The sequence below is a fragment of the Virgibacillus carmonensis genome (assembly GCF_057836705.1).
Window position 1 is genome coordinate 52,452 of sequence record NZ_JBYQFJ010000019.1, and the last position, 21,789, is coordinate 74,240.

The 21,789-nt window shown below is 39.6% G+C and carries 22 protein-coding genes and 1 pseudogene; 6 read left to right on the forward strand and 17 right to left on the reverse strand.

Annotation, left to right across the window (positions count from 1 at the left end; translation table 11 throughout):
* Nucleotides 1-2: 2 nt before the first annotated feature.
* Both AC3G7N_RS14515 and gntK read left to right on the forward strand, forming a co-directional pair.
* A complete protein-coding gene (locus AC3G7N_RS14515; protein WP_489422888.1) occupies nucleotides 3-1,346 on the forward strand; it encodes a GntP family permease in 1,344 nt (447 codons plus the stop codon).
* A 336-nt stretch (nucleotides 1,347-1,682) separates the two neighbouring features.
* Complete coding sequence (gntK, locus tag AC3G7N_RS14520) at nucleotides 1,683-3,236, forward strand: gluconokinase (protein ID WP_489422889.1); 1,554 nt, start codon at nucleotides 1,683-1,685, stop codon at nucleotides 3,234-3,236.
* A 154-nt stretch (nucleotides 3,237-3,390) separates the two neighbouring features.
* On the opposite strand, the gene AC3G7N_RS14525 is transcribed toward gntK, so the two are convergent.
* Together AC3G7N_RS14525 and AC3G7N_RS14530 are read right to left on the reverse strand one after the other, a co-directional pair.
* The gene (locus tag AC3G7N_RS14525; RefSeq protein ID WP_489422910.1) at nucleotides 3,391-3,474 is read right to left on the reverse strand and encodes a putative holin-like toxin; all 84 of its coding nucleotides are present in this window, start codon (nucleotides 3,472-3,474) and stop codon (nucleotides 3,391-3,393) included.
* A gap of 180 nt (nucleotides 3,475-3,654) precedes the next feature.
* A complete protein-coding gene (locus AC3G7N_RS14530; protein WP_489422890.1) occupies nucleotides 3,655-4,371 on the reverse strand; it encodes a sulfite exporter TauE/SafE family protein in 717 nt (238 codons plus the stop codon).
* Between the two features lie 140 nt (nucleotides 4,372-4,511).
* On the opposite strand from AC3G7N_RS14530, the gene AC3G7N_RS14535 reads away from it, so the two are divergent.
* On the forward strand, nucleotides 4,512-4,889 hold the full coding sequence (locus AC3G7N_RS14535; RefSeq protein WP_489422891.1) for a PH domain-containing protein: 378 nt from the start codon (nucleotides 4,512-4,514) through the stop codon (nucleotides 4,887-4,889).
* A gap of 98 nt (nucleotides 4,890-4,987) precedes the next feature.
* Here AC3G7N_RS14535 and AC3G7N_RS14540 read toward each other — a convergent pair whose 3' ends face one another.
* Nucleotides 4,988-6,400 (reverse strand): amidase, encoded by a 1,413-nt coding sequence (locus AC3G7N_RS14540; RefSeq protein ID WP_489422892.1) that lies wholly within the window; start codon nucleotides 6,398-6,400, stop codon nucleotides 4,988-4,990.
* A gap of 226 nt (nucleotides 6,401-6,626) precedes the next feature.
* On the opposite strand from AC3G7N_RS14540, the gene AC3G7N_RS14545 reads away from it, so the two are divergent.
* Nucleotides 6,627-7,712: an N-acetylmuramoyl-L-alanine amidase family protein gene (locus tag AC3G7N_RS14545; protein WP_489422893.1), complete on the forward strand. Its 1,086-nt coding sequence runs from the start codon at nucleotides 6,627-6,629 to the stop codon at nucleotides 7,710-7,712.
* Between the two features lie 64 nt (nucleotides 7,713-7,776).
* On the opposite strand, the gene AC3G7N_RS14550 is transcribed toward AC3G7N_RS14545, so the two are convergent.
* The 13 genes and pseudogenes from AC3G7N_RS14550 to paaA all read right to left on the reverse strand — a co-directional run bounded on the left by AC3G7N_RS14550 (nucleotide 7,777) and on the right by paaA (nucleotide 18,168).
* The gene (locus tag AC3G7N_RS14550; protein ID WP_489422894.1) at nucleotides 7,777-8,571 is read right to left on the reverse strand and encodes an ABC transporter ATP-binding protein; all 795 of its coding nucleotides are present in this window, start codon (nucleotides 8,569-8,571) and stop codon (nucleotides 7,777-7,779) included.
* Nucleotide 8,572: 1 nt separating this feature from the next.
* Nucleotides 8,573-9,547, reverse strand: coding sequence for an ABC transporter permease (locus AC3G7N_RS14555; RefSeq protein WP_489422895.1), 975 nt, complete (start codon nucleotides 9,545-9,547; stop codon nucleotides 8,573-8,575).
* Nucleotides 9,548-9,615: 68 nt separating this feature from the next.
* Nucleotides 9,616-10,614 (reverse strand): ABC transporter substrate-binding protein, encoded by a 999-nt coding sequence (locus tag AC3G7N_RS14560; RefSeq protein WP_489422896.1) that lies wholly within the window; start codon nucleotides 10,612-10,614, stop codon nucleotides 9,616-9,618.
* 140 nt (nucleotides 10,615-10,754) lie between these two features.
* Nucleotides 10,755-11,897 (reverse strand): Leu/Phe/Val dehydrogenase, encoded by a 1,143-nt coding sequence (locus AC3G7N_RS14565; protein WP_489422897.1) that lies wholly within the window; start codon nucleotides 11,895-11,897, stop codon nucleotides 10,755-10,757.
* 58 nt (nucleotides 11,898-11,955) lie between these two features.
* On the reverse strand, nucleotides 11,956-12,345 hold the full coding sequence (locus AC3G7N_RS14570) for a thioesterase family protein (RefSeq protein WP_489422898.1): 390 nt from the start codon (nucleotides 12,343-12,345) through the stop codon (nucleotides 11,956-11,958).
* 567 nt (nucleotides 12,346-12,912) lie between these two features.
* Complete coding sequence (locus AC3G7N_RS14575) at nucleotides 12,913-13,869, reverse strand: NAD(P)H-dependent flavin oxidoreductase (RefSeq protein WP_489422899.1); 957 nt, start codon at nucleotides 13,867-13,869, stop codon at nucleotides 12,913-12,915.
* Between the two features lie 99 nt (nucleotides 13,870-13,968).
* Nucleotides 13,969-14,067 (reverse strand): annotated as a pseudogene (locus AC3G7N_RS14580) (3-hydroxyacyl-CoA dehydrogenase NAD-binding domain-containing protein); the annotation flags it as partial.
* 101 nt (nucleotides 14,068-14,168) lie between these two features.
* Nucleotides 14,169-14,951 carry an enoyl-CoA hydratase/isomerase family protein gene (locus AC3G7N_RS14585; RefSeq protein ID WP_489422900.1) on the reverse strand — a complete coding sequence of 261 codons (783 nt, stop codon included), beginning with the start codon at nucleotides 14,949-14,951 and terminating at the stop codon, nucleotides 14,169-14,171.
* A 36-nt stretch (nucleotides 14,952-14,987) separates the two neighbouring features.
* Nucleotides 14,988-15,293: an EthD family reductase gene (locus AC3G7N_RS14590; protein ID WP_489422901.1), complete on the reverse strand. Its 306-nt coding sequence runs from the start codon at nucleotides 15,291-15,293 to the stop codon at nucleotides 14,988-14,990.
* Between the two features lie 26 nt (nucleotides 15,294-15,319).
* Nucleotides 15,320-15,805, reverse strand: coding sequence for a 1,2-phenylacetyl-CoA epoxidase subunit PaaD (gene paaD / locus AC3G7N_RS14595; protein ID WP_489422902.1), 486 nt, complete (start codon nucleotides 15,803-15,805; stop codon nucleotides 15,320-15,322).
* A 209-nt stretch (nucleotides 15,806-16,014) separates the two neighbouring features.
* On the reverse strand, nucleotides 16,015-16,821 hold the full coding sequence (paaC, locus tag AC3G7N_RS14600) for a 1,2-phenylacetyl-CoA epoxidase subunit PaaC (protein ID WP_489422903.1): 807 nt from the start codon (nucleotides 16,819-16,821) through the stop codon (nucleotides 16,015-16,017).
* A complete protein-coding gene (gene paaB, locus AC3G7N_RS14605) occupies nucleotides 16,818-17,177 on the reverse strand; it encodes a 1,2-phenylacetyl-CoA epoxidase subunit PaaB (RefSeq protein WP_489422904.1) in 360 nt (119 codons plus the stop codon). Before paaB ends, paaC begins: the two co-directional genes overlap by 4 nt.
* A 25-nt stretch (nucleotides 17,178-17,202) precedes the next feature.
* Entirely contained in the window at nucleotides 17,203-18,168 is a 966-nt protein-coding gene (gene paaA / locus AC3G7N_RS14610) for a 1,2-phenylacetyl-CoA epoxidase subunit PaaA (protein WP_489422911.1), read from the reverse strand.
* Between the two features lie 245 nt (nucleotides 18,169-18,413).
* Between paaA and paaX the strand changes: the two genes are divergently transcribed.
* A complete protein-coding gene (gene paaX, locus AC3G7N_RS14615; protein ID WP_489422905.1) occupies nucleotides 18,414-19,238 on the forward strand; it encodes a phenylacetic acid degradation operon negative regulatory protein PaaX in 825 nt (274 codons plus the stop codon).
* Between the two features lie 47 nt (nucleotides 19,239-19,285).
* Here paaX and AC3G7N_RS14620 read toward each other — a convergent pair whose 3' ends face one another.
* A complete protein-coding gene (locus AC3G7N_RS14620; protein WP_489422906.1) occupies nucleotides 19,286-19,816 on the reverse strand; it encodes a gamma carbonic anhydrase family protein in 531 nt (176 codons plus the stop codon).
* A gap of 229 nt (nucleotides 19,817-20,045) precedes the next feature.
* Between AC3G7N_RS14620 and AC3G7N_RS14625 the strand changes: the two genes are divergently transcribed.
* A complete protein-coding gene (locus AC3G7N_RS14625) occupies nucleotides 20,046-21,701 on the forward strand; it encodes a BCCT family transporter (RefSeq protein WP_489422907.1) in 1,656 nt (551 codons plus the stop codon).
* Nucleotides 21,702-21,789 lie beyond the last annotated feature (88 nt).

Genomic DNA, 21,789 nt, shown 5'->3' on the forward strand with positions numbered 1-21,789 from the left:
AAATGTCAGGTTCAATGTTAATTATAATAGCTCTTGCAGGAATATTCTTGTTATTATTCTTAGTTATACGTACAAAACTGCATGCATTTGTTGCTTTATTACTTGTGAGTTTAATAGTTGGTGTTGCAGCAGGCATGCCACTATCCGGCGTTATCGAATCAATCCAAAGTGGTATGGGTGGAACACTCGGCTTCGTAGCAGTAGTTGTAGGCCTTGGAGCAATGTTCGGTAAAATGCTAGAAGTTTCTGGTGGAGCTGAACGTCTTGCTCAAACGATGATCAGCAAATTTGGTGAAGATAAAGCACAATGGGCACTTGGTTTAACAGGTTTTATTGTAGCTATTCCAGTATTTTTCGATGTAGGATTTATTATTTTGGTTCCAATTATTTATGGTTTAGCTAAAAAAACTGGACGATCATTACTTTACTACGGGATTCCACTATTAGCGGGTTTAGCCGTAACGCATAGTTTTATTCCACCAACTCCGGGTCCGATCGCAGTAGCTAATCTAATTGGGGCAGAGTTAGGTTGGGTTATCCTATTCGGTGCAATCGCTGGTATCCCCGCAATGATTATTGCTGGACCAATTTTCGGTAAATTTATTGCAAAAAGAATTGATGCAAAGATTCCTGATTACATGCAAATCGAAGAACAAGAATATGATCAAGAATTACCAAGCTTTGGAATGATTACGTCTCTTATATTAATTCCATTGGTTCTAATTTTAGTCAATACGGTTACTGGGGTTGCATTGCCTGAAGGTAACACGTTCCGTGACATTTTTGCCTTTCTTGGGCATCCGTTTGTTGCATTAACCATTGCGACATTGCTAACGTTCTATTTCTTAGGTGTTAAACGTGGCTATTCCAAACAACAAGTACAGGATATCGCAACAAAGGCATTAGAACCTGCAGGAATCATTATCCTGGTAACTGGTGCTGGTGGTGTATTCAAACAAGTACTTATTGATTCAGGTGTAGGTGACGTAATTGGCGAAATGATGATTGATTCTGCATTATCGCCAATAGTACTCGCATTCCTTATCACAACGTTCGTTCGTGTAGCACAAGGTTCTGCAACGGTAGCGATGGTTACTGGTGCTGGTCTAATGTCTCCATTAATCGATACAATTGGAATGTCAGGTCCGATGCTTGGTTTAATGGTTATCTCGATTGCAGCTGGTGCAACGATTGCTTCCCATGTTAACGACTCCGGCTTCTGGCTAGTTAACCGATACTTCGGATTAGATGTAAAAGATACATTAAAGTCCTGGACAATCATGGAAACACTAATCGCACTCGTCGGATTTTCAGTCGTATTTGTAATTAGTTTATTTATAAGCTAAATTTAAAGCTGTCTTCTAAAAGATTGTTGTTTTTGCTACAAAATCAATAAACTACGATAGTGCGGAAATCAAACGCAATGCTAGCGAAGGAAATACACGAAGACTCCAGCGGGAAAATCGAAGACGATGAGACCCCACAGTGAGCGTTCTTTGCGAGCGAGGAGGCTCAGCGCAAGCCCGCGGAAAGCGTAGTGTATTTCCGAAGCGATATGCTATGACACAATTTTTCGCAAGGATTAAATAGCAACAAAACTTACGAAAAGAGCCAAATTTAAAGAAGAAAAGAGAATGTTTTAGGTTATTCTCTTTTCTTCTTCTATTGAGGGAGGAACAACAATGACACAATCATCTTATTTAGGCGTAGATATTGGAACTACGAGTACAAAGGCAGTTCTTTTCAATAAAAAAGGCGAAGTGATTACAAATCACACGATCAACTATGCCTTACATACACCAAGTCCACTAATAGCAGAGCAGGATCCCGATGAAATTTTTGAAGCAGTTATTAATTGTATGAAAGAGATCATGAAAACCAATACTGCCAGAGCTACTAGCATCCAATTCGTTTCCTTTTCCTCGGCAATGCACAGCCTGATTGCAGTTGATGCAGAAAATAAGCCACTTACTAACAGTATTACTTGGGCGGATACTCGAAGCGCAAATCATGCACAACAAATCAAAGAGAAACATAATGGACACGAAATCTATTTACGTACCGGAACACCAATCCATCCTATGTCACCACTTGTAAAGTTAGTCTGGATGCGGGAGGAGCAACCAGCTATTTTTACAAAAGCTGCAAAATTTATTTCAATTAAAGAATATGTCTTTTACAAACTTTTTGGTGAATATGTGATTGACCATTCGATTGCATCGGCTACTGGCTTAATGAATCTTGAAACATTGGATTGGGATAAGGAGGCACTTCTATTAGCCGGAATTACCCCTGATCAATTATCCACGCTCGTTCCAACTACACATCAACTGAAAACAGTAAAGAAATACTACCATTCCTACATTGGATTATGTGGTGATGTTCCTTTTGTTATTGGTGCTAGTGATGGTGTTTTGTCAAACCTTGGTGTGAACGCAATCGAACCAGGAGTTATCGCAGTTACAATTGGGACAAGTGGTGCAATACGTACCATTTCAGATCACCCACGGACAGACCCTAAGGGGAGAATTTTTTGTTATGCATTGACCGAAAATCATTGGATCATTGGAGGACCAGTAAATAACGGTGGAATTATTTTACGCTGGTTACGTGATGAATTTGCTGCTTCTGAGGTAGAAACAGCAAAACGATTAGGAATTGATCCATATGATGTGTTAACGAAGATTGCATCTGGTGTAAATCCTGGATCAGACGGTTTAATCTTCCACCCATATATGACCGGTGAGCGAGCTCCATTATGGAATGCAAATGCTCGTGGTTCCTTTTTCGGTCTAAGTATTCATCACAAAAAGGAACACATGATTCGCGCAGTGTTAGAGGGAATCATTTATAACCTGTACACGGTTTTACTGGCGCTTGAGGAATTAACTGGTGAGCCCAAAAAAATTCAGGCGACTGGCGGATTTGCACGTTCTGAAATGTGGCGTCAATTAATGGCGGACATAGTTGATAAGCCAGTGATTGTACCAGAAAGCTATGAAAGTTCTTGTCTTGGTGCCATCGTCTTAGGTATGTATGCAGTTGGTGAAATTGACGATTTCAAGATTGTTTCAGATATGATAGGACAAACACATACCCATCATCCTAATGAAAATACTACTAACGTGTATCGGGAGCTTCTTCCTATCTATATACGATTATCACGAATGCTTGGTGATGAGTATGATAGTATCACTGCTTTCCAACGAAAATATGTTGGAGAAGCGCAGAACTAAATTTATCCATAATAATGGTATAATCGACCTACTTTACAACTATATATATAAGACCACAGTGCCGACTGTGGTCTGTAGATAAGCGGTTCTCCTAGGAGTCGGCTACTCTATGCGAATAGACCTTTCCGATTACTTTTTCAGGTAATTGGAAGGTCTATTTTCTATTGATCTTATTGATCAAGGTAATGACCAAAGCCAGTAAGGCAGTCAACAAAGAACCAAATCCAATTAGCACCATAAATATTTCATATAAACCCACAAGGCACCACCTCCGTTCGGAAGGCTAACCGTTGATCCTAAGGAACATTATCTACTTCTAGTATATTAATTGCGCGTCTTCTTTGAAACGTACATTCACACATATCGCATGTCCATTTTTATCGCAGTTTGTCGGGTAGCATGGTCCCTCTGAATCGTTTTATAATTGTTGAAATAACAAGTACAATCCAGTAAAAAGCAATAAGACGTATGTCATAATACGAAATATATGCTGGTTAATTCGTTTAAATAAGTGCTGCCCAATGATTAAACCGACGATTACCATCGGTAGGCCTTCTAAGCTAGATATCCAACTGACCTTTGAAGTTCCAACAAAGATAATCTGAATGACTAGACTTACAAAATAAATAAACAAATAAAACGCAAGCGTTGTTGCACGAAGCGCTTCTTTCGATGTGTTCGTCCCAGAAAAATACAATAATATCGGGGGACCTGGCATACCAATACTAGTTGTGAACATACCTGATAATCCACCAATCGTAAAATCTCGCAAGTTTGTCTGTTTAATCCGGTATTTTAAGATTAATAGTACCGTTAGAACCAAAATTAGTACGCTGACACAAAGCTTTAGAACCGTCATGTCTAGCAATAGAAAAATTGTAATTCCAATTGGTAATCCAGCAAAACTACCTATTATAAAACGTTTCAGGATTTCATAATCTACATCCTGTTTTATTTTCATAATAAGAGAAAGTGAAATAATTAAAGATAAAATTAAATTAATCTGGATGGCTTCGCGAGGTTCAAATAACAAAAGCAAAAAAGGAGTGGCCATAATTGAAAAACCAAATCCCGTACTCGTTTGAAGAATAGAGGCAACTAATATAATGATGAAAAAAATGACGATTGTATCCACGGAAACACCTGCTATTTATGTATTATGAATCTAGTCATAGTGTAACAGAATGGGGCTTTTATGTCGTATACGTTTAGTACTAGTTTCGGTAGAACTAAGAATTTGATACAATAGTTTAAACTATAAAGGAGCGATTGAATATGGGTATCTTTGACGGTATGATGGGCAACGCAACAGAAATCGGTGCTAGTGAGGCTGAAAAGGAAATAAGTGAACTTTTAAATGCAACTGAAAAAGTCGAGCATGCGTACAAGTTAATTCGTGATCTTATCGTTTTCACCAATAAGCGACTTATATTAATTGATAAACAAGGAATGACCGGAAAAAAGGTCCAGTACCATTCTGTTCCGTATCGAAACATTACACATTTCTCTATTGAAACGGCAGGTACATTTGATCTAGAGGCCGAACTCTTGATATGGATTTCAGGTAGTGAAAACCCAATTGGAAAAACCTTTAATAAGCAGCTTAATATTTATCATGTGCAACGTGTGTTATCCGAATATGTTAATGGTTAAGTCAAAAAGGGGAAAGTTGATCGCCATCTCGGTAAAGTTGATCCAAAATGGTTTTGATCAGCAAAAAAAGCGCTACGTTGATATGTAGCGCTTTTTGTTTATTTAATAAATGGGAATCCACCAACTAACTTTTCAAAAGCATGGCTCGCGCGTAATACCAGTCCATCATTGAACCGATTCCCAGCAAGCTGCATACCAATGGGCAATCCGCTTTTCGTAAACCCTGCTGGAATGGAGGCAGCCGGCAAACCTGTCATATTATAGATGTGGGTCATCATCCAATCTGAGTCCGCTTCGACCTTTTTCCCATCAATCTCGTCTGGGCCTAGCAAATGATAGTCAAACGCTGGAATAGATAATGATGGAGACATGACAAGATCATATGTCCCAAAATGGTTTTGAAGTTCTCTCCATACAACTGTCCGCTTCTGCTGATAGCCAATATACTCACTAGTTGACACGTCAAATCCCCGTTCAATCATCGTATGGTAGGATGGCGTAAGTAGTTCAGGATAATCGCGCAACATTGCTGCACCGCCAGCCGAGGCAGATGCATACCAAGTGTTTTTGAAAAATCCAAGGAATTGGTGTAACGTCATGCCGAAATCCATCGACACCTCTTCCACTTCAGCTCCTAACTCCTGCAGCTTTTTCACTTGTTGATCGATTACCTGAAGAACCTCTTTATCCACCGTATACATGCCAAAATCTTTCGTGTAAGCAATTTTAACACCAGTCAAATTCCCTTCTAACTGATCGGCTAAATCCTCATCAAATCTAGGCACGGAAAATGGATCTGTCGTTGATAATCCTTGTGTGACATCAACAAATAGAGCTGCATCCCGAACTGTTCGAGTCAAAGGGCCATGGTTCACGAATGGGTTATTTGTGCCAAATGCATTAGCCAAACTGTTGTCCATTGGGATTCTACCATAGGATGGTTTAAAACCAAATACGCCACAAAAGCTAGCGGGAATACGCACAGACCCTCCACCATCACTTCCTTCAGCGAACGGAACCATCCCGGCAGCAACAGCAGCTGCAGAACCACCACTAGATCCACCTGAAGTTTTATCTAAATTCCATGGATTTTTTGTTGCACCAAACAACAAATTGTCTGTTGTTCCTTTATGACCAAAATCAGGTGTGTTTGTTTTTCCAATGATAATCGCCCCAGCCGCTTTCAAGCGCTCGACAATCGTCGCATCACGATCTGGTACATGTTCGGCAAAAACTTTTGTCCCGAAAGTAGTTTTTATGCCTTTTGTAGGAGTTAAATCCTTTATTCCTACAGGTACACCATGTAAAGGTCCTAGTCTTTTCCCCTGCACGACTAGCCGTTCTGCTTGCTTTGCTTCGTCCATTGCTTGTGGATTTATTGTAACAAACGCATTAATTTTATCATTATGGTTCTCAATTTGATTCATATAATATCCCATCACCTCAACAGGGGAAAGGTTCTTTGTTTTAATTTTTGTTGCAAGATCCTCTGCTGTATAATCTGCAAGCATATTCGCACCTCCATTCTTCATTTTCAGGAATTAATTGTAGCATTAATTCTATTGTTATCGTAAGCTAATTGATTCTATACCCATCTTACTACCTACTATCTATTTAACTAGCTCAATTTTTCAGTAAAGTCATAGTGAATTTGCATGATTTTCCCCACAAACGGTTTAGTATCTTGTATAATAGGAGATAATTTATTACATATATTTGCCAAAAAAGGAGGATAAAATGAAAAGTATACAATTTTTATTCATCGCATTGAGTTTATTGCTATCATCTATTATTATTTCACCTATCGTTGACGCTCATGAGGGTCAAACATACGAAGTTGGGACATCTTCTCTTCATGTCAGAATTGCTCCATCGAATGATTCAGCGATTTTGGGACAATTAACGTCAGGTGATCAAGTGGTTGTTTTTAATGAACAATATGGTTGGGCACTAACGTATTATGGTGGGAAAACAGCTTGGGTTGCATCACAGTATTTGTATCCCGCGGGAAACACCAAACAAGCGTCAAGTCGTACGATAAATGAAACAGTGACAGTAAACACGAACGGAGTTCATGTACGGAGCGGTCCTAGTACCAATGATTCAATTATTGGTTTTACGACATCAGGGGATACCTATACGAAAATTCAAACCGCCAATGATTGGCATAAGGTATTACTTCAGGATGGATCAACTGGATGGATTGCAGCCTGGCTAACAGACACATATACACCTGAATCTGCTACCAAAAAACCGCAAGATGAAATTGAAAAAAGCACAAATGGTTCACTTGAAGGCTATAACATTGTGCTTGACCCTGGCCATGGAGGAAATGACCCCGGTGCCGTTGGATTTAATGGAGTTTTAGAAAAAAATTTAACATTATCAACCGCCGAAATGGTCGCTTCGTATTTGCGTGACGCAGGTGCGACTGTCAAGGTTACCCGAGCAGACGATCAATACTTATCCTTAGAGAAACGAATACAATTCAGTAGTCAATTTCAAACAGATGCATTCATTAGCTTGCATTACAATGCTTATCCATTTATAGCTGTAAACGGTATTGGTACGTATTATTATGAAAGCGGAAAAAGGCTTGCATCGTCGATTCAAAAGGAAATTGGACAACGGGTTACGCTTCAAGACCGAGGAATCCACTATGGAAACTATCATGTTTTACGGGAAAATAATGACTTATCTGTTTTAGTAGAATTAGGATTTATCACTAACCCAAATGACTTATTCACCATTCAAACGAGTGCATACCAAAATAATGTTGCACAAGCAATTACGGAAGGTGTCAAAAACTATTTTCTCAAATAACCAGAAAAAGCTGTCTGGCCAAAAAATCTGGCCAGACAGCTTTTTTCATTAAGATTAGTTTTAGTTAGCCCAATACAGCCCGATCACTCTCAAATTGGGATCCACGTATTCGCCTGAATTCCTGTAATAATTTTTCAATTGTTAATTGTTGTTTTTCCTTTCCGGCAACATCAAAAATAATTTGCCCCTTATCCATCATAATCAGCCTATTCCCTAAGTCTAATGCTTGTTGCATGTTATGGGTTACCATAAGAGTGGTTAATTCAAACTTCTCTACCACATCATGCGTTAGTTTTGTAATAAGCTCCGCCCGAGATGGGTCGAGTGCCGCGGTATGCTCGTCTAGCAACAATATTTTTGGTTCTGTAAAAGTTGCCATTAACAACGAAAGGGCTTGACGTTCTCCCCCTGATAACAAACCTACTTTAGCTGTCAAACGATCTTCTAATCCCAAATTTAGTGTGCTCAAATACTCCCGAAACATTGTTTTACGTTTTGCTGTTACACCTAGTCTTAACTTTCTTTTTTTGTCACGTGTATAAGCCATCGCTAAATTCTCTTCAATCGTCATCGATGGTGATGTCCCTGACATTGGGTCCTGAAATACACGGCCAATAAATGTTGACCGCTTATATTCTGGCAAATGAACAACCTGCTTGCCATTAATATATACATCCCCAATGTCAGGACTCAGATTTCCAGAAATAGCGTTCATCAAGGTTGACTTACCAGCACCATTACTTCCAATAACGGTAACAAATTCTCCTTTATCCAAGTCCAAATTGATGGATTGCAATGCTTTCTTTTCATCAGGGGTATCTTCATTGAACGTAACCGACAGATCCTGTAACTGAAGCATGCTACACCTCCATCTTTAGCTGGGCTCGTTTTCGCAGTCGCCGCTTTTTTTCTTTCCGGGCCTGCAATATTTTTGGAGCCACTAAAGCTGCAATTACCATTAAAGCAGTTATTAACTTCATATCACCAGTTTCAAGAAATTCAACACGAAGGGCCAGGGTAACGACAATTCGATAAACAATTGCACCGCCGATGACAGCTAATGTTGTTCTCGCAATCGTTTTCGTACCAAAAAGTGCTTCCCCAATAATAACGGAGGCAAGGCCGATAATAATCATTCCAATTCCCATGCCAACGTCTGCGAAGCCCCCATGCTGAGCAATTAATGCTCCGGAAAATGCAACAAGTGCATTTGAAATTCCAACACCGACTATGATCAAGGAGTCCGTATTAGCTGAAAGACTTCTTATCATCTTTTTATTATCACCTGTCGCTCGAAGCGCCAGACCGACATCTGTCTTCAGATAATAGTCTGTCATCAACTTGATAATCACTGTTACTACTACCATAAGTAGAACGATCGCCCAGGTACCAGGTAATTGTTCCATTCCAGCCAATGCTAACAATCCATTTAATAATGAGTCTATACCCGTTGCTGCCCAGATAGATTCTAATTGTTTGAAGATCGTTGATTCACGTAATAGGGAAAGTGTTGGTTGGCTCATAATTCGTAAGTTAATAGAATAAAGAGCGATCATCATAATTATTCCTGATAATAAAGCATTTATTTTACCCTTCGTATGAAGTACGCCTGTTATGCAGCCCGCTAGAAACCCAGCAAAAGCTGCCAGTATGGTTGCTAAAATGGGTGGCACTCCGTTCATGATGGAAATTGCAGCTACAGCCGCACCTGTTACAAAGCTTCCATCTACTGTTAAGTCAGGAAAATCCAAGACTCGAAAGGACAAGTAAACTCCTAATGCCATAATTGCATAGATAATACCGGATTCTACTGCACCAAATAATGAAATAAACATGTTGTCCCCCTTGCCATGTCCAGCAAAATATTTATCTAAATGACCAACTTTATCTTTTAACTATGCTATTACTCCTGCTCCACGATTTTTGCAGTGTCATCCCATTCTTCGTTCCATTTAATCCCCTGTTCTTCAGCTGCTTGTTTATTAATAAATAACTGGATTTCTTTTGGATGCTCAACTGGAATGTCTTGCGTTGTTTTTTCACCCGTTAAAATCGCTGCAGCCATTTCTCCAGATCGATAGCCAATGGTGTGATAGTCAATACCAAATGTGGCAAATCCACCCTTTTTCAATGAATCGGGCTCGCCAACTATAAGTGGAATATCCTGTTCATTAGCTACACCTATAACACTGTCCAAAGCAGAAACTACCGTATTGTCTGTAACCACATAAAATACGTCTGCTTCACCAACTAATGTAGTAGCAGCCTGCTGTACTTCTGCTGAACTAGCTACAGTACGTTCAGATAAGCTAAGACTCGTTCCCTCAGCAGCCTTCTTTACAGCATCAATTTGAGTTACAGAGTTTTGCTCACCTGCATTATAAATTAAGCCGACATTTGCGCCTTCAAAACTCGTATCAATAAATTCCACTGTTTTTTGAATTGCATCAGGATGAAGATCAAGTACACCTGTAACATTTTCTCCTGGATCATCCATCGACTTAATTAATCCAGCTGCTACAGCATCTGTAACAGATGTAAACACAACAGGAATGTCACTAGTCGCCTGTACTGCTCCAAGTGCACTCGGTGTTGAATTAGCAAAAATCAAATCAACGTTATCTGCAACAAATTTGTTGGCAATTGGGGTTACATTATTCTGGTCATTTTGTGCGCTTTGCAGGTCATAATCCACATCTAATCCAGCATCTTTTAATGCTGCCTGAAAACCCTTATATGCCTCGTCAAGTGAAGGATGCTCAACAATCTGAGTAGCCCCTATTTTATACGTCTTTTCATTCTTTCCATCTCCACTAGTTTCAGTTGTTTTATCTGATCCGCAAGCTGTTAAAACCATCATGCTGATCATTGTTAGTACAGCTAAAAGTAGACTTTTTTTCATAACGTATCCCCCTTATTTAAATTTTACAATCTTTAGAATATTTTTGTACATTATATCAGAACCCGGTGTTGAGTCAAGTCTTATTTTTTACTGTTTCATGGTGTTAGCAGGAATACGAAGAAAGCTGTTATCAGTTAAATCTAATGACGAATATCCCACTTCGGCTTAATAGAAGGGCTATAAAAACTATTTCTTTTCTCCCTATTTTCCATTACCTTTTCACATATTTTATTGGCCGATTCCATCGTTGTTATTTGTTTAAGCTCTGCCTCTTGGTAGATTTTTAAAATTACATTGTAAATTTCTTTCGTCTTCATTAGTACTCGTTCTTTATTTGCTCCATAAAGTTCGTCAGCAACCTGAATTAGTCCTCCTGAATTAATTATATAATCGGGAGCAAAAAGAATGCCTCTCCCTGCTAATTGCTTCCCATGTTCTTCTGTTAACAGTTGATTGTTTGCTGAACCGGCAATTGCCTTCACTTTAAATTGGCCTATTGTTTCATCGTTCACAACACCGCCAAATGCACATGGGACGAATAGATCCACATCTTGCGAATAAATATCGCTACTTTCGACCACTTTCACAGACCCTAAAGTAGTTTTCGCTTTTTCTTGAATTGACTCTAATCTTTTTTCATTAATATCAGTTACAAACAGGTCTGCACCAGCTTCAAGTAAACTCTCTGCTACTTTAAAACCAACTTTTCCAAGGCCTTGAATTGCATAGGTTGCACGTCTGAGATCGTCTTTACCAAAAAGGATTTTATTCGTTGCCCTTATACCGTTTACCAGGCCGATAGCTGTTGGAACTGAAGAATCCCCGCTCCCACCATAAGCTTCTGGAACCCCTACAATGTGACTCGTTTCTTTCTTTGCATAAACGAAATCTTCCATCGTAGTTCCCATATCTGTGCCAGTATAAAAACGCCCACCAAGGGAATTAACGAATTGGCCAAACGCACGGAAAAGTTCTGGGGTTTTATCTGTGCGAGGATCACCAATAATAACTGCTTTTCCTCCACCAAAGTCAACATCTGCTGCTGCGCATTTATAACTCATCCCTTTTGATAAACGAAGCGCGTCATCAAGTGCCTCATCAAGGCTATTATAGGGCTGCATCCTGCAACCACCAAGTGCAGGTCCAAGTGTTGTGTTATGGATGGCAATAATAGCCTTTAGTCCGGTGTTTTTGTCATTACAGAATACCACCTGCTCATGTTCAGACATTTTATCAAGAAATACAAAGTCTTCATTTACGGTTGATTCCGTTAAAAAATTCATATTAACCCCCCCCCATGTTGATGAAGTATTTCTAAAACAAGCTATATGGTTAGTAGACTTATTTAGATGATAGTTTTTGATTAATCAATTTCTTTGGCAAAATCACCTGCTTTACCTCGCCTTTTCCAATTAAGCCATGCTCATTATAAGCTTCAACTTTTGTAGTAACTTGTTGGCTTTTGTAATCAGTAAGTGTAGCAGTTAATGTCACTTTTGAGCGTAAAGGAGACGGATCAATGTGCTTTAATTGAACGGCACCGCCCATTCCCTCTTCATGTTCTTCTAAGAATGGAAGAATGATCTTCCTTGAAACCCATTCCATATGGTATACCATGGCCACCGTAGAATAAACAGGATGTACCACATTTCCTTCAAAGCTTGCAAACATGTCTTCCGTCACTACTATTTCGATCGTTTCCGTTCTTCCTAACTTCATACCAGGCTTCATTGTAATCACTCCAAATGGTTATGTCTTTTATAATCTTAGGCTGTTTTCTAAAAGGTTATTGTTTTTACCACAAAATCAATAAACTACGACATAACTTTAGGTTTATTTCCAAAGACATGTGCTATTGCTGCCATCGAGGATCGCTCCGGGCGGATGCTTTCCGCGGGCACGGCCTCAGCCTCCTCGAGAATACCACTCTGTGGGGTCTTCGGACACGTGCTTTTCCCGCAGGAGTCACCGCCCTCCACTCACCTGAACTGGTAAAGCTATTTACGTAAGAATTCTTTGTCATTTCTTTCAACTACTGAATTCTGTTATTGGCAAATATTATACCAGCAACCCGTATACACGTAGACTCCTGCGGGAGGAAAGGCATCGGTGAGACTACGCAGTGCGTTAGCACAAGGAGGATCAACAGCCGCCCGCGGAAAGCGAAGTGTATACGGGCTGCAGCTGCCTAAGTAACCTGTTTCATTATCAGTACTACAGATCTAACATAGATAGAAGTTATGTCGTATTTTATAGCAAGGATTAAATAGCAATAAAACTTACGAAAAGAGCCTAATCTTAAAAAGTATCTAAAAGATTGACAGATTGATTGATTTGTCCTTTCGCTTCTCTAACCATCTCTTCAAGCAATTCTTTCACATTGGGTATATGACTGATTAGTCCTGCTACTTGCCCGCTATTAATAAAACCATTTTGCATATCCCCTTTAAGTGCACCTAAGATGTGCTGTTTTTCTGAGGTTAACGCTCCAAATTGTTTCAATGTCATTCCTTCTTTTTCAAGATTAAATAACCTTGTTGCATATGCGTTTTTTAAAATTCGTCTGACTCGGCCCACTGGTCGACCAATAATGATCGTTCCTGTGTCTTCAGCATCAATAAGCCGCTTCTTATAGTCTTCATGAAATGGCGCTTCTTTTGTTGCGATGAAACGAGTACCTATCTGCACCCCACTAGCACCAAGCATCAACGCTGCTGCTAAGCCTTTTCCATCTCCAATGCCACCTGCCGCTAATACAGGAATAGTTACATACTTCACGATTTGTGGTATTAGTGTAAGAGTTGTTAGCTCCAGAGTTGAATTGATACCTGCTGCTTCAAATCCTTCCGCTACAAGCATGTCAGCTCCAGCTTCCTCAGCCTTTTTAGCATGCTTAACAGAAGCAACAACCGCAATAACTTTTATTTTATGTTTCTGTAGAAGTGGAATATAAGAAGACGGGTTTCCGGCTGAAAGTGTAACGACTTGGATGTTATGCTTAACCACTAATTCTATTAATTCATCTACATGTGGCGTAACACTAATCGCAATGTTCACTGCAAATGGATGATCTGTGCGTTGCTTCGTTTCAAGAATTATTTTTTCTACTTGATTAGGAGACATTGTGCCGCAACCAATTGTCCCAAGTCCACCAGCTTCTGAAACAGCTGTGGTTAGCTGTGAATTGCTGATATTCCCCATTCCCCCTTGAATAATAGGATAGTTGATATGAAGTAGATTACATACTGGATTCATCTTCTCTCCCCCCTCGTAACGATCTGTCCTGAAATATACACTCTATCTACAATTGGTAAACGGACAGCATCTACAATAACTGCTTCTCTCATTTTTTCACTCAACCACAGTTATATAGAAACCAGCAAGGGCCGAGACATACGCAATGCCCCGCCCCATTACACCAGCCCCCATGACAGTTACGTTTTTAATCGACATGTTAGCCTTCCTTTCCCTTGTACACAATCTCTGGTTAAATTCCAAATGGATTTATAGGTTTTGGTCCGTATTAAGAGAGAATACTTCATCTTCAAATTCAATCAATTCCCAACAAATTTCGGTCTGCGCTTTTCTTTAAAGGCCTGTAACCCCTCGTGATGATCATTGGACTTACCTGCAATATGTTGTGCCTGTGCTTCTTTTTCCAGCATTTCTTCAAACGGTAAATGCATGCTGTCCATCATATAGTGTTTAATTAAAGAAAAAGACTGAGTTGGTAAGGCTGCTAGTGATTCACAAAAAGCCACTATCTCTTCTTCCCAATTTGGTGCGTCAATTACTTCTGTCGCAAGCCCTAATTCATACGCCTCTATTCCCTTAATGGATTTACCTAGTACTGCTACTTCAAGTGCCTTCGAATAGCCAATCAGGCGTGGCAGCACATACAGAAATCCCGAATCAGGTATTAAGCCAATATTCATAAAGGCACTGACGAATTTACTTTCGGGCTGTACTAGACGAAAATCAGCTGCTAACGCTAAACTCATGCCAGCACCTGCGGCAATGCCGTTTACTGCAGCTACTATAGGCTTAGGTGTTTGTTTAATTGCTTTCATCATCGGATGATAACGAGTCCTGAGAAAAGTTCCATGATCTGTATTTTCATCTACTCCTGCTAAGTCCTCGCCGGAACAGAATGCCTTCCCTTTACCCGTGATAAGAATACTTCTCACGTTATCATCTTTACTCGCTGACTCTAAAGCATCAATAATCTCCTTGTTCATATCAGCGGTAAAAGCGTTATAGGATGATGCCCGGTTCAAAGTTAGTGACGCCACACCATTGTTTTTTTCATATATGATAGTTTGATAGTCATTTCCCATTTCCCGCACCCCTTTATAAAACTATTATTTCGGGTATTAGTCTGCAAGCTCCTCACCAATCATAAGGGTAACTATGTCACCTGCGAATTTCATGACATCTTTTCCAGAAGCTTTTCCTTCATCTGTTTTCATTGCTCGTTGTAGCGATTCTTGGTCATCATAAAGCATTTCGCATAGCAAATAATAGTCACTCTTTCCCATTGGAGAGCCTACAATTTTTGTTACTTTCATTTCTCTAAGACCAGGAATCTTTTCCGTGATTGGCATATGTGTTTTAAAATAGTGCTCGTCGAAAGCTTCCTTATCCTCCGGTTGTTTGTATAAAGCGATTAGTTTTACCATAATTCAAAACTCCTTTTTTATTTAAGTTAAATAACAGGCTTCATCGCCTCAAATGGATTTTTACATGATCTGCAATAAAGAATACTACGGCAGGCTGTTGGACCAAATACATTATCCATCGTTGTATAATCAGAACCGCAATAAGGACAATCAACCGTCCATTCGTCTCCTGGTTGATAGTCCTCAGGAGGCGGGGAAACACCATGTTTCTTTAATTGCTGTCTTCCTACAGCAGTAATGGAATCTGTCGACCATATATGTTTAAATGAAAACTCAACATGGCACTCCTTCACCCAAATGACTTCTTCTACAGCCTTTTTCACACTTAACTCTATGAAATCAAGAGCTGGGCATCCTGCAAAGGTCGGAACCATAGAAATGAAAACCTTGTTTTGAATTACTAAGACATCGTGAACCATTCCGAGATCGAACACACTAACTGAAGGAAGCTCTGGGTCATCAACTGTTTTTAAAACAGCACGAATTTCCTCTTGTTTTTGTTTATCCTTCACTCGTATAACCTCCTATGAAAAAATCGAGCATTTTTTAGCTTGAATCGCGCAACATGGGTCTAAACTCGCGCATTAATAAATTATTGCGCGAGTTTGGTTAACTACCGCGCGGTTTGGAATGGGTATTGCGTGATTATTAATTTTTGTGCGCGAATATCACCCGTGCTTGCGCGATTTGCCAAAATATACTTCCGCTAATCGGAAAAATTTTACCAAATCGCTTTCTTATCGCTCATGTACACTTCACCCAGAATTCGTAAGGCTTGCTCTAAATCCGCGGTATGTTCGCCATTCCTGCCACTACCAGATTTCTTACCAGTCGAAAACCCTGGCGGCTCACTTAATGTCGCTTTTACTTCTCTTAACCATTGTTTCTTCAAACCATATTCTCCAGCGATTAGCTTATGTTTTTCCATTTTCCGGGCATGAGGACCTAGTTCTAAGACATCTTGAAATTCGTTCCACGCTTCATCTATCCGAAACTTAATTCTTGTTTGTGCGTCCTCTGTAGACCCCTGTAGTTGTTTAATCCACATTTTCCAATGTGCTAAATGATACGGTTGTTCCATCAATACTTTTTGAGCCACGTTCGCAAGTGGCTCAAAAGAACTTTTCGTAAGCGCTTCCAATTTCACTTTTTTAAAGACCTCGTAAAAATATTGCCTGACAACGGTTAATGCAAAGTCAAAATAAGGATCTTCTAGATACGAACCATCGCCATTTTTCTTTTCAAGATAAATGGCATTTTTCCGCTCCTGTGATGGACGCTCATGTGCTAGTACATCAGCATTTCCTTCACCTAATTCTTCTAATAGTTTGTAGTATAATGCCGCGTGTCCCATTGTATTTTGTGTAATCGATGAAAAGGCAACGTCTTCTTCAATATGCGGTGCTAAGCCTAACCATTCTGAGCCGCGGAAGGAAACAATAAAATCATCATCTGCTAATTGGTAAAGCAAATCCGTCAATGCCTTATAATAGGAGGCATCTTGCTTCGCTGTTTCTATTTGGCTCATGACTTTTTCACCTCTTTCCAGGACATGATTTCCTTTTCATCTAACATACCCTGCTCTTTTTCTTTCCACTTCTTCCTTAAATAACCGTATCCTTTCGTTGTGCGATAATCCTTGTTATCTAAGCGCTTTGTCCATTGTTGCCGTTCCGTGCTTGAAAGTGCACGAATATTATTGCGCTTGACAACCCATACATCTACTACATCTTCACGTCGCATAAAGTTTTCAAGGGCTATATTTAAAGCCATTTCGTCATTTGGTGCCAGTAGACTAAATTGGTGCTGAACTGGTGCCTTCGTACTTTTTTTGCTAAACACTTCATACTCTTTGTAAAAATTAGACTCGTCGTGCTCTGCCATTATTCTACGCCTCCTACTCAGCTTCCTAGTAACCAACAGTTTCTTGCGCCAATGCCTGCCTTACCCATTGGTTGTTTTCATAAGCAATTTTCCTTAAGCGTAAACGGTCTTTTGATTTTGGACCATTGTTACGGATGATTTGTTTGAATTTATCCCAATCAGGTTGTTGGTATATCCATTGCTCTTTTTCATTGTCATAATGAACAGTTTCATCAGGAACGGTTAACCCTAAAGAGAAAACGCGCGGCAAATATTTATCTAAAAAAGCAAGTCGTAATTCTTCATTGGAACTTTTTCGAATACGGTATTTTTTCATAATATCTTGCTTAGATGAGCCTGTTGTTGTTGCGGAACCAGGGCCAAAGAACATTAATATCGGCTCCCACCAACGATTTAACGAATCCTGCAGAATTTCTCTTTGTTCTTTTGTCCCTTCAGCTAATGCCATGATAATTGACTCTCCGTGTTGTGCGTGGAATACTTCTTCAGCACAAATCCGCTGAAGGGCTCTTTGGTAAGGACCATATGATGCATCTAACATATTCGTTTGTGAAATAATTGCTGCACCGTCGACTAACCAACCAACCATCCCTGCGTCTGCCCATGTTTTTGTTGGCATATGAAAAACATTATGAAACTTTAAGTCTCCGGTTAATAAATCCTGCATTAAATTTTCTCTATTTCTTCCATAAGGGTTCATTAAATCTTCCGTCACGCGTAATAAAAGCTGTCCGTGCCCCATTTCATCCTGTACTTTGGCCATAATACCTAATTTTCTCTTTAGTGAAGGTGCTTTCGGTGTCCATTCCTTCTCAGGGAGTGCACCCATAATTTCACTAATACCATGCATGGAAATGAGTTTAATCAGTGATTTACGGTACTCTTCTGGCATCCAATCATCAGCCTCTATCTTTTCCCCCGAATCGATTCGATCCATAAACCTAGCGTACCTTTCCGTGTCTTCCACATACGCAGTGGTCACTGAGTCCATGTCCTCCACAAAATTATACATCACACCATCCCCTTATAACGTTTATATAACGTCAGTATAACAAAGTGTTATACTGTTATCAATAACTAAATTTTCTATATTTTTTTATTAATTTAACACATACCCCTGATTTTTTAATAAAATAGTGGATGTTTTGAGGTTTTATAGTACAATATTCATCAGGTCATTTTAAAATTTTCGTTAGAAAGAGCATGTTCTTAAACGTAAATTAGGAAGGAATTTATATGGAAAAATTATTTAATACACGTTCAATGATTTTCACATTATATGGGGATTACATCAGTCATTATGGTAATGTCATCTGGATTGGTAGTTTAATTCGATTACTTAAAGAATTTGGTCATAATGAACAGTCCGTACGTGCAGCTATGTCCCGTATGAGTAAGCAGGGATGGGTACAGTCAGAAAAGCAAGGGAATAAAAGTTATTATTCGTTAACAAAACGCGGGAGAGCTCGCATGGAAGAAGCATCTAAACGAATTTACAAATTAGAATCTCCTGACTGGGATGGCGTATGGAGAATGCTCATCTATACGATCCCTGAAGAAAAGCGGCATCTCCGAGATGAATTAAGACAGGAATTAATATGGAGTGGATTCGGACTATTGTCTACTAGTTGTTGGATTACTCCGAACCCAATGGAACAGCAGATCAATAGCCTGATTGAAAAATATGAAGTTGGTTCTTATGTCACCTTCTTTCGAGCTACATATGAGGGAACGGACGATCACGCAAGTTTAGTAGAAAAATGTTGGGACCTTGAAAAGATTAATGAACGTTATTCCGAGTTTATCAAAGAATATAGTCAGGACTTTATCATAGATAAACACAGAATCGAAAATGGAGAAGTAAGTGATGGCAGTTGCTTTGTAAAACGGGCATTGCTGGTACATCAATATAGAAAGTTCTTATTCATTGACCCAAGCCTCCCCAAGGAACTTTTACCTAAAAAATGGGTGGGCGACTCTGCAGCTGCACTTTTTGCAGAGTATTATCAAATCCTTGCAAAACCCGCCACTCGTTTCTTTGAGTCTGTGTTTGAGAAATGAAGTGAAAAATAGCACACGACCTGTGTCAATGACTGGTCGTGTGCTTTTTATTTTATAATTTCCTCAAGAACCTCCACTTGTCTAAACTCTTGGCCTTTTTGCACATAGGTATTTATTGTTTCTTTAATCATCTCCATATCCCTATCTGTCAAAGTCCTAACCACTTTTCCAGGTGACCCCAGTACAAGCGAACGGGCCGGAATAATTTTCCCTGAAGGAACGAGGCTATTTGCGCCAACGATAGAATATTCACCGATCTCCGCGCCGTCCAACACAGTTGCTCCCATACCAACTAATGAACCTTTTCTCAATGTACATCCATGTATGATCGCGTTATGACCTACAGAAACCTCGTTTTCTAGTGTTAACGGGAATTTCTCATATAGGTGGCACATTGTGTTTTCTTGAACATTGCAACGTTCACCTATTCGAATTGGTCCTTCGTCACCTCTAAGTACAACATTAAATAAGATAGTTGAATACGCTCCGATCTCTACATCTCCGATCACCCTAGCGCCATCCGCAATATAAGCAGTTTCATGGATACGCGGTGTTTTATCCTTGTATCGATAAATCATATACTTCCCCCTTCACTCAATTTTATATAACGAATTAGTATAGTACGTTACAAATACGTTATTAAAATAGTAGCTTCTATATTTTGAAATGTCAATTGTATTCGGAATATTTTAGCTAATAATTAAACACCCTTGGAACTTACCCTCATCTCACTCCATGTATTTATTTATGTCATTAGCGGAAACTAAACTACCAAACAAACTTTATGAATGAAGGGTTGAATGATTTATGAAAAAAGGTGTTATTGATTGGCCTACTTTTATTGGGGCTTTACTTTTAATTCTTGCAGTTTGTATTCCACTTATCTTATTTCCTGAGGGTGGAGCAAAATTTGTAAATATGGCAAACGATTTCATGACAGGAAACTTTGGAATGCTTTATATCATTATGGGCCTAGCAGCCTTTGTCTTCCTGATTTACGTAGCATTTAGTAAAAATGGACAAATAAAGCTTGGTAATGCAGATGAAGAAAAAGAATTTGGTGCTTTTTCTTGGGCTGCCATGCTTTTTGCTGCAGGGATCGGCTCAAGTATACTTTACTGGGGTATGATTGAGTGGGCCTATTATTATCAGGGTCCACCATTTGGGATAACACCTGGGTCGGATGAAGCAATTCAATGGGCCTCTTCCTATGGCATGTTTCATTGGGGTCCTATTGCATGGGCAATCTACACCCTACCAGCTCTCCCAATTGCCTACTTTTATTATGTTCGAAAAAAACCAGTACTTAAAATTAGCGAAGCGGTTCGACCTGTATTAGGTAGGCTTGTCGATGGACCACTTGGCGTTATCATCGATGTTCTATTTATGTTTGGTTTGATGGGCGGTGCAGGGACAACCCTGGCGCTAGGAACTCCAATGATTGCGGAGGGTGTATATGATATAACCGGAATCCCGGTAACCCTTGGTTTAAAAACGGGAATCTTGCTTTTATGTACCATTATTTTCGCCATAAGCGCCTACTCAGGTTTACGTCGCGGAATTAAAGTATTAAGTGATATTAACCTATGGCTCGCCGTATTTGTTCTGGGATTCATTTTTGTTTTTGGGCCTACATTGTTTATTAGTGAAACAACTATAAGTAGTCTTGGACTTATTATGGATAACTTTTTCCGGATGGCAACCTGGTTAGAACCGTTTCAAAACTTAGCTGGTTTTACGGAAACGGGCTTCCCTGAATCTTGGACCGTTTTCTACTGGGCATGGTGGGTTGTATACGCACCATTCGTCGGTTTATTCGTAGCCCGAATTTCACGTGGACGAACAATTCGTGAAATGATTTTAGGCACTATGATTTACGGTACAGTTGGCTGTATTCTTTTCTTTGGAATTATGGGTAATTTCGGGTTGTATTTGCAATTAACTGGAAGCTTCGATGTCATCAGCTTTATGAATGAGTTTGGCGCACCGGCTGCAATTATTGCTATCCTTCACCAATTACCAATGGCAGGAGTAATGGTAGCGGCATTTACCGTGTTAGCTATCATATTTTTAGCGACAACATTTGATTCTTCATCCTATATTTTGGCCGCGGTTGTACAAAAGGAAGTGCAATCAGAACCATTAAGATGGAATCGGTTATTCTGGGCATTCACTTTATGCCTATTACCACTTGTCTTAATGTACGTCGGAAACCTGGAAACACTGCAAACAGCCAGTATTGTAGCGGGATTTCCAGTAATCTTTATCATGTTATTGCTGGCATGGTCGTTTATGAAGGCATCGAACAGTGATATAAAAGAATCTCAAGGTTATGAGTCACCTACAATCCATATTAACCGAAAAGAGATAGTCGAACGTTTACGAAAAAAGCGGATGGAACAAAAAAAGAAACGCTCAGCTCTAGAAGCATTGCAAGGTAAAGATGTAGATAAAAATAAATAAGTAAAGCTCAGGGCGCTGGAGCTAGACAGATACGAAAAGCGCAAGGGCCTTGAAAGACACGACAAGCATAAGCAGAGCGGTGCAGTGT